This window comes from Pseudomonas sp. P108, from assembly GCF_032613195.1.
Taxonomy (GTDB): Bacteria; Pseudomonadota; Gammaproteobacteria; order Pseudomonadales; family Pseudomonadaceae; genus Aquipseudomonas.
In genome coordinates this window covers 350,299-364,019 of record NZ_CP126691.1, presented here as the reverse complement: position 1 = coordinate 364,019, position 13,721 = coordinate 350,299, and the positions used below count along the sequence as shown (strand labels likewise).

The 13,721-nt window shown below is 58.8% G+C and carries 15 protein-coding genes and 1 tRNA gene; 9 read left to right on the top strand and 7 right to left on the bottom strand.

Annotated elements, in window-relative coordinates; all coding sequences use genetic code 11:
* Positions 1–36: 36 nt before the first annotated feature.
* The 6 genes from hisF to QOM10_RS01595 all read right to left on the bottom strand — a co-directional run bounded on the left by hisF (position 37) and on the right by QOM10_RS01595 (position 5,027).
* Positions 37–807, bottom strand: coding sequence for an imidazole glycerol phosphate synthase subunit HisF (gene hisF, locus QOM10_RS01620; protein WP_007897430.1), 771 nt, complete (start codon positions 805–807; stop codon positions 37–39).
* Positions 808–816: 9 nt separating this feature from the next.
* Positions 817–1,554: a 1-(5-phosphoribosyl)-5-[(5-phosphoribosylamino)methylideneamino]imidazole-4-carboxamide isomerase gene (gene hisA, locus QOM10_RS01615; RefSeq protein WP_003220753.1), complete on the bottom strand. Its 738-nt coding sequence runs from the start codon at positions 1,552–1,554 to the stop codon at positions 817–819.
* A 42-nt stretch (positions 1,555–1,596) separates the two neighbouring features.
* Positions 1,597–1,857, bottom strand: coding sequence for a DUF2164 domain-containing protein (locus QOM10_RS01610; protein WP_122609200.1), 261 nt, complete (start codon positions 1,855–1,857; stop codon positions 1,597–1,599).
* On the bottom strand, positions 1,858–2,496 hold the full coding sequence (gene hisH, locus QOM10_RS01605; protein WP_007909206.1) for an imidazole glycerol phosphate synthase subunit HisH: 639 nt from the start codon (positions 2,494–2,496) through the stop codon (positions 1,858–1,860).
* The gene (gene hisB, locus QOM10_RS01600) at positions 2,496–3,089 is read right to left on the bottom strand and encodes an imidazoleglycerol-phosphate dehydratase HisB (protein WP_007909204.1); all 594 of its coding nucleotides are present in this window, start codon (positions 3,087–3,089) and stop codon (positions 2,496–2,498) included. Before hisB ends, hisH begins: the two co-directional genes overlap by 1 nt.
* Positions 3,090–3,362: 273 nt before the next feature.
* Positions 3,363–5,027 (bottom strand): OFA family MFS transporter, encoded by a 1,665-nt coding sequence (locus tag QOM10_RS01595; RefSeq protein WP_150649975.1) that lies wholly within the window; start codon positions 5,025–5,027, stop codon positions 3,363–3,365.
* Positions 5,028–5,251: 224 nt separating this feature from the next.
* Between QOM10_RS01595 and QOM10_RS01590 the strand changes: the two genes are divergently transcribed.
* From QOM10_RS01590 to QOM10_RS01550, 9 genes are all read left to right on the top strand, one after another.
* On the top strand, positions 5,252–5,656 hold the full coding sequence (locus tag QOM10_RS01590) for an acetyl-CoA sensor PanZ family protein (protein WP_127925488.1): 405 nt from the start codon (positions 5,252–5,254) through the stop codon (positions 5,654–5,656).
* 78 nt (positions 5,657–5,734) lie between these two features.
* Entirely contained in the window at positions 5,735–7,960 is a 2,226-nt protein-coding gene (locus QOM10_RS01585) for an AsmA family protein (protein WP_127925487.1), read from the top strand.
* Positions 7,957–9,024 (top strand): A/G-specific adenine glycosylase, encoded by a 1,068-nt coding sequence (mutY, locus tag QOM10_RS01580; protein ID WP_316917474.1) that lies wholly within the window; start codon positions 7,957–7,959, stop codon positions 9,022–9,024. The genes QOM10_RS01585 and mutY overlap by 4 nt, the downstream gene beginning before the upstream one ends.
* Entirely contained in the window at positions 9,021–9,293 is a 273-nt protein-coding gene (locus tag QOM10_RS01575) for an oxidative damage protection protein (protein ID WP_016772129.1), read from the top strand. Before mutY ends, QOM10_RS01575 begins: the two co-directional genes overlap by 4 nt.
* Before the next feature lie 104 nt (positions 9,294–9,397).
* Positions 9,398–9,473, top strand: a tRNA-Phe gene (locus QOM10_RS01570).
* 580 nt (positions 9,474–10,053) lie between these two features.
* On the top strand, positions 10,054–11,133 hold the full coding sequence (locus tag QOM10_RS01565) for a hypothetical protein (protein ID WP_127925485.1): 1,080 nt from the start codon (positions 10,054–10,056) through the stop codon (positions 11,131–11,133).
* A 76-nt stretch (positions 11,134–11,209) separates the two neighbouring features.
* On the top strand, positions 11,210–12,001 hold the full coding sequence (locus tag QOM10_RS01560) for a TSUP family transporter (protein WP_007909181.1): 792 nt from the start codon (positions 11,210–11,212) through the stop codon (positions 11,999–12,001).
* Positions 12,002–12,009: 8 nt separating this feature from the next.
* Positions 12,010–12,879, top strand: a complete 870-nt coding sequence (locus QOM10_RS01555; protein WP_316917473.1) for an alpha/beta hydrolase — start codon at positions 12,010–12,012, stop codon at positions 12,877–12,879.
* A complete protein-coding gene (locus QOM10_RS01550) occupies positions 12,876–13,229 on the top strand; it encodes a hypothetical protein (RefSeq protein WP_150750181.1) in 354 nt (117 codons plus the stop codon). Before QOM10_RS01555 ends, QOM10_RS01550 begins: the two co-directional genes overlap by 4 nt.
* Here the strand turns inward: QOM10_RS01550 and QOM10_RS01545 are convergent.
* A complete protein-coding gene (locus QOM10_RS01545) occupies positions 13,226–13,477 on the bottom strand; it encodes a YceK/YidQ family lipoprotein (protein ID WP_238786318.1) in 252 nt (83 codons plus the stop codon). The two genes, QOM10_RS01550 and QOM10_RS01545, sit on opposite strands and share 4 nt — an antisense overlap.
* Positions 13,478–13,721: the final 244 nt, after the last annotated feature.

Genomic DNA, 13,721 nt, shown 5'->3' with positions numbered 1-13,721 from the left:
GCTCGACGCGAAGTCCGCCACAGCACCGACGACCATCTAACGCATCACGATCCCGCGATGCGCCATATAGGCCTTGGCTTCCTGCACGGTGTATTCGCCGAAGTGGAAAATACTCGCCGCCAGCACCGCACTGGCATGGCCCTCGAGAATGCCATCGGCCAGATGCTGCAGGTTGCCGACACCACCGGACGCGATCACCGGAATGCCCAGCGCATCACTGATTGCGCGAGTCACGCCGAGGTCGAAACCGTTTTTCATGCCGTCCTGATCCATGCTGGTCAGCAGGATTTCACCGGCACCGAGGCCTTCCATTTTCTTCGCCCACTCGACCGCGTCGAGGCCGGTTGGCTTGCGCCCGCCGTGGGTGAAGATTTCCCAGCGCGGGGTTTCACCCGGGCCAGAAACCTTCTTCGCGTCGATGGCGACGACGATGCATTGCGAGCCAAAATGCTGCGCTGCTTCGCCAACGAATTCCGGGTTGAACACGGCCGCAGTGTTGATCGACACCTTGTCCGCGCCGGCATTCAGCAGATTGCGAATGTCCTGCACGGTACGCACGCCACCGCCGACGGTCAGCGGGATGAACACCTGACTGGCCATGCGCTCGACGGTGTGCAGCGTGGTGTCACGGCCATCGACGCTGGCGGTGATGTCGAGAAAGGTAATCTCGTCGGCACCCTGCTCGTCGTAGCGACGAGCGATTTCCACCGGGTCACCGGCGTCGCGGATGTTTTCGAACTTCACACCTTTGACGACCCGGCCGTTGTCCACGTCCAGGCAAGGGATGATGCGTTTGGCCAGCGCCATGGTCAGTCCTCAGCCTTGGTACGAATCGCAGAAAGCTTGCGCTTCGGCGACGTCGAGGGTGCCTTCGTAAATCGCCCGGCCAGTGATGGCGCCGATGATGCCTGGCGCCTTGGCGTCGAGCAGCGACTTGATGTCACCCAGATTGTGGATACCGCCGGACGCGATCACCGGAATCTTGGTGGCGGCGGCCAGCGCAGCGGTGAACGGTACGTTGCAGCCCTGCATCATGCCGTCTTTGGCGATGTCGGTATAAACGATCGAGGACACGCCGTCGGCTTCAAACTGCTTGGCCAGATCGATGACCTGCACGGTGCTGATTTCAGCCCAGCCATCGGTGGCGACAAAACCGTCTTTGGCATCCAGACCGACGATGATCTTGCCCGGGAACGCGCGGCACGCTTCAGCGACGAACGCCGGATCTTTAACGGCTTTGGTGCCGATGATCACGTAGCTGACGCCAGCCTTGACGTAGTGTTCGATGGTTTCCAGCGAACGGATGCCGCCACCGATCTGGATCGGCAATGTCGGGTAGCGCTTGGCGATTGCGGTGACGACTTCGCCGTTGACTGGCTGGCCTTCGAACGCACCGTTCAGATCGACCAGATGCAGACGGCGGCAACCGCCCTCCACCCACTTGGCAGCCATGCTCACCGGGTCATCGGAGAACACTGTGGAATCTTCCATGCGGCCCTGGCGCAGACGTACGCAGGCACCGTCTTTAAGATCGATAGCGGGAATAATCAGCATCTGGCAAACCTTCAAATTTGAATGTTCAGCTTGGCTCGGAAATCAGTTTTTTTCGAGCGCCCACAGGTCGCTTTCGATGCTTTCAAACCGCTCTTTGAGGTGGGTCTGCACATCGAAAATCGCCCTGTTGTAATAGTGCGGAGCAATTTCGCGGGTAAACAGTTCAAGAATTTCCGCCGCTTCGAACGAACCCAGGTCGAGTTCGAAACGGTCTTCCATGAACCGTTGGATCTTGCGATTGGCCTCGTTCTCCTGTTCGGGAGTGAGGGTCAGGATCGGCGGTCTGGACTTCTTGGCAGCCATTTACCAGCGACCGTCCCACGCGGCGAAGTTCTGCAGCAATTGCAGGCCATGGGTATGGCTCTTCTCCGGGTGGAACTGCACGGCGAAACGCGAGCCGTCGGCCAGCGCTGCAGCGAAATCGACGCCGTAGTGACCGCCGCCAACCACTTGCCGCGCATTGGCGGCAGCGATGTAGTAGCTGTGCACGAAGTAAAAACGCGCCATGTCCGGAATGTCATGCCACAGCGGGTGGCTGACCTTCTGCTTCACCTCGTTCCAGCCCATGTGCGGGACTTTCAGGTGTTCGCCGTCTTCATGCAGGTCTTTGCCGAAGAACTTCACCGCGCCCGGGAACAGGCCGATGCAGTCGACGCCGTCGTTCTCTTCGCTGGTGTCGAGCAACGCTTGCATGCCGACACAGATACCGAGGAACGGACGATCCTGACTGACTTCACGCACCAGCGAATCGAAGCCGAGGCGACGGATCTCCGCCATGCAATCGCGAATCGCGCCAACACCGGGGAACACCACGCGGTCAGCTTCGCGAATCACCGCAGCATCGCTGGTGATCAGCACCTTGCCGGCGCCGACGTGCTCGAGGGCCTTGGCCACCGAGTGCAGGTTACCCATGCCGTAATCGATAACTGCAACCGTCTGCATTACAGAACGCCTTTGGTCGATGGCATTTGCCCGGCCATGCGCTCATCCAGCTCGACGGCCATGCGCAGCGCGCGGCCGAAAGCCTTGAACACGGTTTCGATCTGGTGGTGGGTGTTGGTGCCACGCAGGTTGTCGATGTGCAGGCTGACCAGCGCGTGGTTGACGAAGCCCTGGAAGAATTCCTGGAACAGGTCAACGTCGAAGCCGCCCACGGTAGCGCGGGTGTACGGCACGTGCATCTGCAGGCCTGGACGACCGGAGAAGTCGATGACGACGCGCGACAGCGCTTCATCGAGCGGCACGTAGGCATGACCGTAGCGACGGATGCCTTTTTTATCGCCAATGGCTTTGGCAAATGCCTGGCCAAGGGTGATACCGACGTCTTCCACCGTATGGTGGTCGTCGATATGCAGATCGCCCTTGCATTCGATATCCAGGTCGATCAACCCGTGACGGGCGATCTGATCCAGCATGTGCTCAAGAAAAGGAACACCGATATCGAATCGGGCCTTTCCGGTGCCATCAAGGTTGATCGAGGCTTTGATCTGGGTTTCCAGAGTGTCGCGCTCGACAGACGCCTTACGTTCGGCCATCACCAGCTCCGCAAAATCATTGGGCGAAAAAGGCAGCCATTATAGGCACGCGGGGCCGAAACAGAAACACGAGAGGTGAGATGGCTGACGGATAGAACCCCCGGCTGTCGCGGGTAGACATGTCCATACAAGCCATTACAGGCAGCGCAAAAACAAATGTGGGAGCGAGCCTGCTCGCGAATGCGGTGGGTCAGCCAACAATTAAGTTGACTGATATTCCGTCTTCGCGAGCAGGCTCGCTCCCACAGGTTCGGTGTTTATTCAGCTAACACCTTAGTGAAACAGTACCGCCGTCTTCTGCAGGGTCACCCACACACCCCACGCCAACGGAATACCTACAGCCAGCCAGGCAGCGATTGCCAGCGGCTTGCTGCCCGGCGCCGCTTTCCACTCCAGAACGGTGCTGGCGTCAGCACCCTTGTCGTGGCCCAGCGCCTGTTCGGCAGCCAGCTCAGCGTCAGTCATGAAGTACTTGTCGGCCACCGGACGCACCATCAGGTTGCACAGGAAGCCCAACACCAGCAGGCCGGCGAGGATGTACAAGGTGATGTCGTAAGCGGCAGCGCGTTCAACGCCGATGCTCAGCTGATATTCACGCAGGTAGTTCACCAGCACGGGACCGAGCACGCCAGCCGCCGCCCACGCCGTCAGCAGACGACCGTGGATTGCACCGACCATCTGAGTACCGAACAGGTCGGCCAGATACGCCGGCACAGTGGCAAAACCACCGCCGTACATCGACAGAATGATGCAGAACGCCGCCACGAACAGCGCAACGTTGCCCAGGTGACCCATGTTCGGAATCAGCGCGTACAGGGCAAAACCCAGGGCGAAGAACACGAAATAGGTGTTTTTGCGGCCCAGGTAGTCCGAGAACGAGGCCCAGAAGAAGCGACCACCGATGTTGAACAGACTCAGCAGACCAGTGAAACCGGCAGCGATCGCGGCGATCGAAGCCAGTTGCCCGGCGTCGAGCTGACCGAATGGCACGTCAACACCCAACAACTTGCCACCGAACACTTCCTGCAGCAGTGGCGAAGCCATGCCGAGAATGCCGATACCAGCAGAAACGTTCAGGCACAGCACCAGCCAGACCAGACGGAATTGCGGGGTTTTCCACGCCACATTCACGTGCACATGGCGATGAGTGATCATCGAGTTGGAAGCCTTTTTCGCCGGAGCGGTCCAGCCTTCCGGTTTCCAGCCGGTTGGTGGCACGCGGTACGACAGTGCGCCACCGATCATGAACACAAAGTAGATCGCGGCCATGGCCACGAAGCTCTGCCAGACGCCAACGCCTTCAGCCGAACCGAAGTGGCTCATCAGCGCGGTTGCCAGCGGTGCACCGACCATCGCGCCACCACCGAAGCCCATGATTGCCATGCCGGTGGCCATGCCGCGCTTGTCCGGGAACCACTTGATCAGGGTCGATACTGGCGAGATATAGCCCAGACCCAGACCGATACCGCCGATCACGCCGGAGCCGATCCACATCAGCCAGATCTGATGGGTATAAATACCCAGCGCCGAGATCAGCAGACCGCCACACCAGCACAGTGCCGATACCACGCCAGCCTTGCGTGGCCCGGCGTGTTCCAGCCAGCCACCCCAGATCGCTGCCGAGCAGCCGAGGAAGATGAAGAACAGCGTGTAGATCCAGCCGAGCATCGAGATCGGCCAGTCGCATTGCGACGAGAACACTTGTGCGATGAAGCTCATGTCCGGTGCACAAGCCACCGGAGCGGTAACGCCCAGCGCCTTGGACAGCGGCAACCAGAACACCGAGAAGCCGTAGGCCATGCCGATGCACAGGTGGATGGCCAGAGCGGCCGGTGGGACTAGCCAACGGTTGAAACCGGGCTTGGCGATGATGCGTTCCTTGGACAGGAACGCGGGCTGGTCGGCTCTGAGGCCGTCCGCCGTGATGCTCGTGCTCATTGTGTATCCCCCAATTATTAGTATGGTTCGCCAGCCACTGTTCACCCCCGGCCTTTATGCACGCAGGCATGACCGTTTTTTTGGGTGAAGCTCCTTGAAGGCGCGACGTTAAGTCGCAGAAGGACGGACGAACGGGCGAAGGTTACCATTTGCACGTGACAGAAAAACCAAACTGATATCACCTTTTTTATGTCATCTGTTCTCGTACCACTCAGGAAAACGCCATGCCGATCGTTGTTGAAGCCGTGAAAGACGCCAGTTATCAGGATCAGCAGGATTTGCAGAAGATCTATCGCGATGCGCCAGAATGGCTGTTTGCGCCGTTTTCCGGGGAGGCTGAACTGATTGAAAGCGCCCTCGCGGACGGGACTCTGATTGCCGGACGCTTCAATGATCGCCTGCTTGGCGCAGCGCTTCTGCAAAGGCACCACAACGTTTGGTACTTGTCCCATTTATGCGTACGAAAAGTTACCCGTCGCCGTGGGGTAGCCGAACGGCTGGTGAACCAAGCGCAGAAAATGGCGTCGCAAGCGGGGGCCGAACTGCGTCTGCTGGCGCCTGAAGGGCATTTTGAAGCTCAGGCACTCGCCGCCAGGTTGCAGGTGCCGCTGGAGGTCCTGGCAACATGACGTCACAGCGAACCGGGCGGTTGCAGCGCTATACTCCCCGGCTAAATTACGAATTCGACTAATTACAAGGACTCGCCCATGAAAGCGTTCGGCAAAATCCTGGGTCTGGTACTTCTCGGGTTGTTGCTGATCATTGTGGCGGCAGGTTTTGCCCTGACCCACCTCTTCGATCCCAACGACTACAAAGACGAGATTCGCCAGATTGCCCGCGACAAGGCCCACATCGAGCTGACGCTCAATGGCGATATCGGCTGGAGCCTGTTCCCATGGCTTGGCCTGGAATTGCACGAGGCCAGCGTCGCCACCCTGATCAAACCTGCCGAACCGTTCGCCGACTTGCAGATGCTCGGCCTGTCCGTGCGCGTGCTACCGCTGCTGCGCCGTGAAGTGCAAATGAGCGACGTGCGCGTCGAAGGTCTGAACCTGCGCCTCAATCGCGACAAGGACGGCCATGGCAACTGGGAAGACATCGGCAAGGTGCCTGCCCCGGCGGGTGCAACGCCGCCAGCCGCTACGGCTGGCCAACCGGCCAGCGAAGCTCCTGTTGCGGTGGAAAAACCACCGCAGCCGATCCGCCTCGATATCGACAGCCTGACTGTCAACAACGCCCGCGTTGAGTACAACGACGAGAAGACCGGCAAGCAGTTCAGCGCCGAAAGCATCCAGTTGAGCACCGGCCCGGTACACGATTCGACCAATATCCCGGTAAAAGCCACCGCATTCCTCGGCACCAATCAACCCGTGCTGCGCGTGCGTACCGAGCTCACCGGCGAACTGCGCATTGAACGCGCCCTGCAACGCTACAAGCTGGAAGACCTGAAGCTGTCCGGCGAACTGGCTGGCGACCCGCTACAAGGCAAGACCATGACCTTTGCCGCCCAGGGGCAGTTATTACTGGATAAAGCGGCGAACGTCGCCGAATGGACTGGTATCAAGATCTCTGCCAACCAATTGCGTGCCTTGGGCGAACTGAAAGTCAACGACCTCGACAAGACGCCGCAGATTACCGGCGGCATCTCCATCGCCCAGTTCGACCTAGCGAAATTTGTCGACAGCATCGGTCAGAAACTCCCGGCCATGGCCGAAGGCAGTCTGAGCAAGGTCGAACTGGTCAGCCGTGTGGCCGCCACGCCGACCAGCATCGCACTCGACAACATCAACCTGAAACTCGACGACAGCAGCTTCAGCGGTCGCATCGCCGTCGAAGACTTCGCCAAGCAGTCACTGCGCGCGATCCTCAAGGCTGACACGTTCAACGCTGACCGTTACCTGCCGCCAAAATCGGCGCAGGCCAATAGCGCCACGCAGGTGCGTCAGGCCGAAGTTGCCAGCACTGAAGCCGATGCCATGGCCGGCGCGGGCTCCACGCCTCTGCCGGACAAACCAAGCAAAACCGCCTGGAGCACCGAGCGCCTGTTGCCGGTTGAACGCCTGGCCAAACTCGACGTGGACGCCGACCTGACCTTCGGCCAGTTGACCCTCGACAAACTGCCGATCCAGAACGCAGCGCTCAAGGCTACCGGCCAGGGCGGCTTGCTGACCCTGACCAACCTGAGCGGCGAGTTGTACAACGGTGGTTTTGCAGCCAACGGCACCCTCGATGTGCGTCCGAACGCACCCGTGCTGAATTTGCAGACCAGACTCAACCGCGTGCCTGTTGAAAAAATTCTCGAAAGCCAAGGCAAGAATCCGCCGGTCAAAGGTCTGGTGACCCTGACCAGCAACGTGACCGGCAGCGGCAACAGCCAGCAGGCGCTGATTGACACCCTCAACGGCAACGCCAGTTTCGTGATCAACAACGGCGTGCTGCTCAACGCCAACCTTGAACAGCAACTGTGCAAAGGCATCGCCACGCTCAATCGCAAAACCCTCAGCGGCGAGCCACGCGGCAAGGACACACCGTTCCAGGAACTCAAGGGCAACCTGACCTTCCGCAACGGCGTCGCCAGCAACCCGGATCTGAAAGTGCGCATCCCCGGCATGACCGTCAACGGTGACGGCGACATCGACCTGCGTGTGCTCGGCATGGATTACCGCGTCGGCATCATCGTCGAAGGCGACACCAGCGCCATGCCGGATCCGGCGTGTCAGGTCGGCGAAAAATTCGTCGGAGTCGAATGGCCGCTGCGCTGCCGTGGCCCGCTCGAATTGGGCGCCAAAGCCTGCCGCGTCGACAACGATCGCCTCGGTCAGGTCGCGACCAAACTGGCCGGCGACAAGCTCAGTGAGAAGATCGACGAGAAACTCGGTGACAAGGTCAGCCCGGAACTGAAAAACGCATTGAAGGGGCTGTTCAAGCGATGAGAGCGGAGCAATTTTCCACGGCGGTGCTGGATTGGTTCGACCGCCACGGCCGCCACGATCTGCCTTGGCAGCAGGACATCAACCCGTATCGGGTGTGGGTGTCGGAGATCATGTTGCAGCAAACCCAGGTCAGCACCGTGCTCAACTATTTCGACCGTTTCATGGCCGCGCTGCCAACGGTAGAAGCACTGGCCGAAGCGCCGGAAGACGAAGTGCTGCACCTGTGGACGGGGCTGGGTTACTACACCCGTGCGCGCAATCTGCAGAAGACCGCAAAAATCGTCGTCAGCCAGTACGGCGGCGAGTTTCCGCGTGACGTTGAAAAGCTCACCGATCTGCCGGGCATTGGCCTGTCCACCGCTGGCGCCATCGCGAGCATCAGCATGGGCCTGCGTGCGCCGATCCTCGACGGCAACGTCAAGCGCGTGCTGGCACGCTTTACCGCGCAAGAGGGCTACCCCGGCGAGCCGAAGGTCGCCAAACAGCTCTGGGCCAACGCTGAGCGCTTTACGCCGCACGATCGGGTCAACGCCTACACACAGGCGATGATGGATCTCGGCGCCACGCTCTGCACGCGCAGCAAGCCGAGTTGTCTGCTGTGTCCGTTGGAACGGGGTTGCGAGGCGCACATGCTCGGCCTCGAAACCCGCTACCCGATCCCCAAGCCGCGCAAAACGATCCCGCAGAAGCGCACGCTGATGCCGATGCTCGCCAACGGCGACGGCGCGATTCTGCTTTACCGCCGCCCTTCGACGGGTTTGTGGGGCGGTCTGTGGAGCCTGCCGGAACTCGATGACCTCGACGACCTGCAACATCTCGCCGCTCAGCACTCGCTGACCATGGGCGAGCAGCAGGCGCTGCCGAGCCTTGTCCACACCTTCAGCCATTTCCAGTTGTCCATCGAACCCTGGCTGGTTCAGGTGCAGGAGGCCGCCCATCACGTGGCCGAGGCCGACTGGCTCTGGTATAACCTCGCCACCCCGCCGCGCCTGGGCCTCGCCGCCCCGGTCAAAACCTTGCTCGAACGCGCGGCCGCCGTCTTGAATGCAGGAGTGTCGCCATGACCCGCACCGTAATGTGCCGCAAGTACAAAGAAGAACTGCCCGCGCTGGAACGCGCCCCTTTCCCGGGCGCCAAAGGTCAGGACATTTTTGACCACGTCTCGGCCAAGGCCTGGGCTGACTGGCAGAAACACCAGACCCTGCTGATCAACGAAAAGCGTCTGAACATGATGAACGCCGAAGACCGCAAATATCTTCAGGGCGAAATGGACAAGTACTTCTCCGGCGAGGAATACGCCAAGGCCGAAGGCTACGTTCCGCCTGCAGAGTAAAACCTGCAAAATCGGGGGTCGGATCGTAAGCGACGGAATTAATTTAAGAAATTTTAAAAAAGTCGTTGACGTAAATCCGAAAAACCCTTTTAATGCGCCCCGTTGCCCAGATAGCTCAGTCGGTAGAGCAGGGGATTGAAAATCCCCGTGTCGGCGGTTCGATTCCGTCTCTGGGCACCAAATACCGAAAACCCTGAATCGCAAGATTCAGGGTTTTTTTATGCCTGCGATTTGATAAGCCGTCCCTCACCCCCTCTTGCAGTGCTTTTGCTGGCCATTATTTTGATGTTAGGCTCCGTCAGCTTTTCCGGCAGGTCATTGTTGACTGCCCGGAATAATCGCCGGGCACTTCAGCCCTGACGATCAGCATTTAACGCATCACCCAATTAACGCACTCCGCGCCCTCCAGCATCGGGAATCTACCGAGGTTGTTGCAGGCACCCGGACAGTTGCGTCTGCGAGCAGGAACGCTCGCAGAACTAACACCCATCAAAAAGTTGTCATGGAGGACAAGACCTCAGCGCAGGTCATCTGCTGTTGTTTCAGCTGTCAGGCAAGCGACAGCAAACACTGACCAGGCATTCAGCATTTGTTTGAACTGTCGCGTCACAGCGCCCTGTGCCCTCCTGAAAAAACCAAACCTGTATCAACTCGCCCACGCCCGCATCATTGCGTGCGCTCGGCACGCATTGCAGCATCGAAACAGCCAACAGCTCCCACAAAAAATATAAGGGGAGCGGATACGACAGGGATGTAAACAATGACCGAAGTCCTACAACACACTAATAAAACCGTTGAGTCTTTAGTTGAACAGGAAGTCAGAACTTTCAGTTTTGATAAGCAACAAGCAAAACTGCTGCACACCTTCTCTGAAGCGTTGGCAGCCATGGGCGGACCACAAGCCGCAGGCGCCAAGTCCAAGGCCTCGCTGGCAGCGACCGAGCTGAAGTTTTCGTTTTCCAAGGATCAGTGTGAACTGCTTGGCGCGTACTCCGACGGCCTCGTTTCCCTGCTGATTTTTGAGGGCATGGAAAAATTCACTGACACCAGCCCTCCGGATGAACTGCCCGAGCTGGCCGCTCTGGAAAATCGTTACGACGTACTTTGTCTGGCGGCACGCAATCAGATTCTGTTGAAACTGGTGGATAACAGCTCCTTTGCCTACGACATGGACAACGAAGGCAAACTGGTCCGAATCGTCGCTAACTTCAAGGGCGGCGGACTGACCAAAATCAATGACGAACCGGAAATCAAAGAGCTGAGCTCCCATTCCGGTCTCGCCCTCGGCCCCCACACCGAAGCGCCGTACTGGTGTGCTGTGAACGCGCAGGACGGGCATTCGCCCTCGCCCTCGTCGTTGATACTGTCGGCGCTATGGAATCCAAGCCTGGAGCCCACCTCGGTGATTCCATTGCCACCCTTGCTGGATGAAATCGGCGTCACCGGATGCCTCGCACTCACAACGGGCAGCTTCCAGTTCACACGGAGTGATTCTTTCGTCAACGGCAAGGGCGAGGATGGCCGCAATGTTTCGATTCTGGAGTTCGATGACAACGTCGGATTCGCCGCGCGATTCAACTCGTACCGTTTTTCGGTCAACGACAACGCCTCGGATTTTGTAAAAGAGGCTTATTCCGCACTTTGCCAAAGCGTGGGTAAAGCAACACCGGTTCAATACACACTGACGCAAGAGTCGGCCATGGTGATCAATAACGTCCGGGCGCTGCATTGTCGCGATGTCATCAAAGACAACCGACGTGTGCTGGTGCGCATCTTCGGCCTGTCGAAGTTCTCGTCTCCGATTGTCATTTCAGACGATCCGCTGCTGATACAGGGCTGATATTCACCGCACGGCAAGGCTGTTGAATGGCCAGTCATGTGGATGACTGGCCAATAACTATAAAAGGGAAAACGTAATGGCTTGGGATGTAATTGGCATGTTGGCGCTTGTGGCATTTTGCGCCGGTTTTTTTGATGCGATTGCCGGGGGTGGCGGCTTGATTACTTTGCCTGCCCTGTTTCTGGCCGGTGTCGACCCGATCAGTGCGATAGCCACAAACAAGTTCCAGGCTGCTTCGGCCACTATCTCGGCCACTGTCACTTTCGCTCGCAAGGGAATGATTGAATGGCGCGAAGGACGCTTCCTGGTTATCTGCGCATTCCTGGGTGGCGCCAGCGGGGCGCTGTTGGTCAGTTCGATTGATAAGCGCTATCTGGAAGTGTGCGTGCCCGTCATGCTTATTCTGGTGGCGATCTACTTTGCGCTCTCGCCGAAACTGGCCAATGAGGATCGACGCAAGCGAATCGGCATTCTGCTGTTCTCGTTCACCGTGGCGCCGATCCTGGGCTTCTACGACGGTATCTTCGGCCCGGGCGTAGGCTCGTTCTTTATCGTCGGTTTCGTGCTGCTCTGCGGGCTTGGCATGATGCGGGCCATGAGTTTCACCAAACTGGCCAACGCGTCGTGCAACCTGGGCTCGCTGTCAGTCTTCATCACCAAAGGCGTGATCATCTGGCCGATTGCGATTGCGATGGCTCTGGCAGCTTTCCTCGGTGCACAACTGGGTGCCAGAGCCGCTGTCCGCGTCGGCCCACGCTTGATCAAACCCATGTTGATCGTGGTCTGCTGCGCCCTGGCGATCAAGCTGCTGAGCGTGGAGACCAATCCATTGCGTGTTGCAGTCCTGCACACTCTGGCTGCCTTGTGATCAATCGGTTGGCGCTGACCGGCGCGTCGCGACTTCGCTCTCGGTTGCAGTTCGACGAGGCGCCAACCGGCCCTGAGTTTTTCTTTGCGCACACCTTCGCCGGCTACCAACTGGAAGGTCGCGTATTGGCCGGTTCCGCCGCAGAAGCGTCAACGCCGAAAGTGCTGGCCATTCACGGCGCTCGCTCTGACTATTCGCGACTCAACGCCATTCTGTATCCCTTGCAGGCGCAGGGAATTGCCAGCCTGAGCTTCAATCTTTCCGGCCACGGCCCCAGCGCCGATGTTGCCCTTGAAGACACTTCACTGGCGCAGAACCTTCAGGAGGCTTTGCAGTTTGCCGATCATCTTGGCGCCGAACTCAGCACAGTGATCGGTCACAGTCTGGGGGGCGCACTGGCGCTCAAGGTAGCGCAAGCGAATCGCGCTTCAGTCAGACGCATCGTGCTGTTCTGTCCCGCCCTGTACGCGGAGGCGGCTTGGCAGCAACCGTTTGGACCAGCCTTCAAAAGCGCCCTTTCCGTGCCTTATGGTTTTCTCGACTCGCCATCGCTGGAGTTCCTGCGCACGTTCGACGGGGAAGTCTTGCTGGTGATCGGCGAATACGATGGCCTTCAGGCAACCACTTTTGGCGGGATCGCTGGTACGTCTGCCGGGATGCAGCAAATGGGCGCTCGCGCGATCAACAGCGCGATTCCGTACGAAGTCATCGAGGCCATTGAAAAGAGCCTGGCACCTCATCAGTTGAGAAAAATCGTCCTGCCAGGCTGCGACCACGCGGTATCAACGTGGCTCAGGGAAAACCCGCCGCGCGCAGTGGAGTTGGCAAGCGAGATAGCGCGGTTCATCAATCCCGGAAACAGGTCACAAGCGTCATGAACCAAAGGAAAACGCGCATCCCCTTGCCCCATCCGCCACCCTATCGCCCAAGTCGGGTGACTTACTGGCTGACTGTTCTCGTTGCTCTACTGATCACTTTAGCCATCGGGTTGTCGATCTGGATGCTGGTCGACAGCTGGATCACCGGCTCTATCACCACCAATAATCGCGGCCCGCGCAGCACTTACACCCTGGCCCTGCAACCGCGGCTGTTCTGGTTCGAGTTTGTCTGGCAGAGCGTTGGCACAGTGTTTCTGCTGGCGGTGGGTGTGTTCGGCGTGTGGATCTATCGCAAGGTTCAAGAGCCCGTGCACACGCCGAAAAGCAAACGCCGCGCAAAGAAAACCTAAAGCGTATTGATGTAATCGATCGGCAGCAGAACCGTATCCAGCGCGGCATCCACTGGCAGGGATACGACGGTGATGACCGGACAGACAATCATCATGTAACAGACGATCGCCGCCGGCATGCCATCGCTGCCGCCGCCACGCACACCCAGTAGATGAAGGTTGCCATCAACGCCTCGGTAATACTGAGCATCGGACAAACCGTCATTCAAACGCCCGATAAACGTTCCGCAGCCGGCCAACTGCAACATGAGGCCTGCAACACCAACAACACGCAAAATCCCTTTCAAACCAGCACTTCCCTACGTCACAAAAGATGAGGCGCGGGATTGTACCCGCGCCTAGGCTTTGCAATCACCACGACTCACGAGCATGTACGAAAAGGACTACAGACCCTTTCTGTCTGACGCCTCTTTCACCGGCAACGTCCTGCAATACCAATCCCCTCTTCCTTCCGACTTCACCGGCTCGCCCGACATACCCACGCAGCGACTC